Source organism: Paenibacillus sp. OT2-17, from assembly GCF_009827695.1.
Classification (GTDB): domain Bacteria; phylum Bacillota; class Bacilli; order Paenibacillales; family Paenibacillaceae; genus Paenibacillus; species Paenibacillus polymyxa_B.
Genome location: NZ_WUDQ01000578.1, coordinates 1 through 2,287, shown reverse-complemented (window position 1 = coordinate 2,287; position 2,287 = coordinate 1). Strand labels below are relative to the sequence as shown.

At 47.7% G+C, this 2,287-nt stretch carries 3 protein-coding genes and 1 pseudogene; all 4 read left to right on the top strand.

The annotated features are described in order from the left end of the window. The coding region (gene fliY / locus GRP75_RS24785; protein WP_160790652.1) for a flagellar motor switch phosphatase FliY at positions 1–1,058 on the top strand (1,058 nt) is incomplete at its 5' end. A gap of 29 nt (positions 1,059–1,087) precedes the next feature. After that, a complete protein-coding gene (locus tag GRP75_RS24780; protein ID WP_010346372.1) occupies positions 1,088–1,453 on the top strand; it encodes a response regulator in 366 nt (121 codons plus the stop codon). A 12-nt stretch (positions 1,454–1,465) separates the two neighbouring features. Next, positions 1,466–1,999, top strand: a complete 534-nt coding sequence (locus GRP75_RS24775) for a flagellar biosynthetic protein FliO (RefSeq protein WP_023988197.1) — start codon at positions 1,466–1,468, stop codon at positions 1,997–1,999. Further along, positions 1,996–2,287 (top strand): annotated as a pseudogene (locus GRP75_RS24770) (flagellar type III secretion system pore protein FliP); the annotation flags it as partial. The gene GRP75_RS24775 and the pseudogene GRP75_RS24770, both read left to right, overlap by 4 nt.

Here is a 2,287-nt window from a genome sequence, read left to right as displayed (position 1 = left end):
CATTTCCAAAGCCACACGTAGCTGTACATGTAAATTATGTTGATGGATTCGAGGGTATTAACTCACTCGTAATCAAAAAGCGTGATGCACAAGTGATAGCTGACTTAATGCTTGGTGGTGAAGGAAACCCAGTAGATGAAGAATTGAATGAAATCCACATCAGTGCCGTGCAGGAAGCGATGAACCAGATGATGGGGTCGTCGGCGACCTCTATGTCTACCATGTTTAATCGTTTTGTTAATATCTCTCCACCGGGGATTGATATTTTGGATCCTATGCACGGTGATGGAGTATCCAGTCTGCCGGATGAAGAGACGCTCATTACAGTATCCTTCCGTTTATTGATCGGGGATCTTATTGACTCTACGCTGATGCAACTGTTACCTGTTAATTTCGCCAAAAAAATGGTGAGTATCCTAATGAATGGCGGAGAGGATGAGGAACAACCGCAAGCGTCCGCACAGCAGGTAGCTGCAACAGCAGCTCCTGAAGCGCCGCAACAAGCTAGCGTTCCGCAGCAACCGCCTGCACCAGCCTATCAGCAGCAGCCTGCAGCCGCGCAGGCGCCACAAGACGCAGGCTATGGGCAACAACCGCCAATGTATCCTCAAGACCCGGGATATGGGCAGCAGGGCGCTCCAGGCTATGGAACACCGGGTTATGGAATGCCAGCTGGTGTACCGCCGCAAGCTCCTTACGGAACGCCTCATCACTACGGCGCAGTACCGGGACGTAATGTAAATGTACAACCTGTACAATTTTCTAACTTGCAGTCCGGTGCATTTGCGCAAGTGGATGAAAACAATTTAAATTTATTGATGGACATTCCCCTTAGAGTCACCGTAGAATTAGGAAGGACCCAAAAGCAAATTAAAGATATTCTGGAGCTCTCACAAGGTTCAATTATTGAACTGGACAAGCTTGCCGGGGAGCCGGTGGACATTTTGGTTAACAACAAACTGATTGCCAAGGGCGAGGTTGTCGTAATCGACGAGAACTTTGGCGTGCGTGTAACAGATATTGTAAGCCAATGGGACCGTATTCAAAAATTACAATAAAAGCATAATTTAGGGAGGATTTATTTCAGATGGCAAACCGTATTTTGATCGTGGACGATGCTGCATTTATGAGAATGATGATTCGGGACATCCTGTCCAAAAATGGATTTGAAGTAGTAGGAGAGGCCCAGGACGGATCACAGGCCATTGAAAAATTCAAGGAGCTTCGTCCGGACCTGATTACGATGGATATCACGATGCCTGAAATGGACGGCATTGCCGCTCTGAAGGAAATCAAACAAATTGACGCGAACGCAAAGGTTATCATGTGTTCCGCGATGGGTCAGCAAGCAATGGTTATTGATGCCATTCAAGCTGGCGCAAAAGATTTTATCGTTAAGCCTTTCCAATCGGATCGGGTTATCGAAGCCATCAACAAAACACTGGGTGTGTAAGGCGCACCCAGTATGGATACACAACAGGGTGCCTCTGACGCATTGAGTACATCCAGCAATATAGGCAACATTGCCTGGGTCCTTTTCGTGCTAATCTTTATCATCGTACTGATCGTGTACTTGATACGGTTTTTGAGTAAAAGAAATCAGAGCTGGTTCAGCAACCGCTCCGTTCGCATACTGGGAGGCGTGGGACTTGGTCCCAATAAATCCCTTCAGCTTGTTGAAGTTGGTAGCAGTGTGTACCTCATTGGTGTGGGAGAAGATATCCGGCTTGTTGACAAAGTATCCGATCCTGAAGAAGTGGAGCAAATTTTGGCCGCACTGGAGCAAGAAGCTTCTCTGCAGCGCGGCCCGATTGCCCCGCTATTCGCTAAAATTGCGGATAAGCTTCGCCGGAACAACGCGGCACAGCAGCAGCCTGAAGAGGAGACATCTTTTCACGAGATGTTTGAATCCAAGCTTCGGCAAATGCCGAATCGCAAGGATAAACTTGAAAAGCTGCGCAATGAGGAGAATACTACAGATCGGTCGGGAGATTCATGAGAAAAAAGATTATACTTGCATGTTTGCTGCTTGTCTTGTTCAGCTTCATTTCGGTGACGGCGGCCTCTGCGGAACCGATTCCGAACATTGATATTCAAGTCGGCAATTCGGACAAAGGACAGCCCGGTGCCACCTCGCTGTCTATTATTTTACTTATTACTGTCATTAGTGTAGCGCCGGCGTTGCTTGTACTTATGACAAGTTTTACGCGAATTGTGATTGTGCTTGGCTTTGTGCGAACTTCGCTGGGAACCCAGCAGATGCCGCCTAATCAGGTGCTTGTCGGGC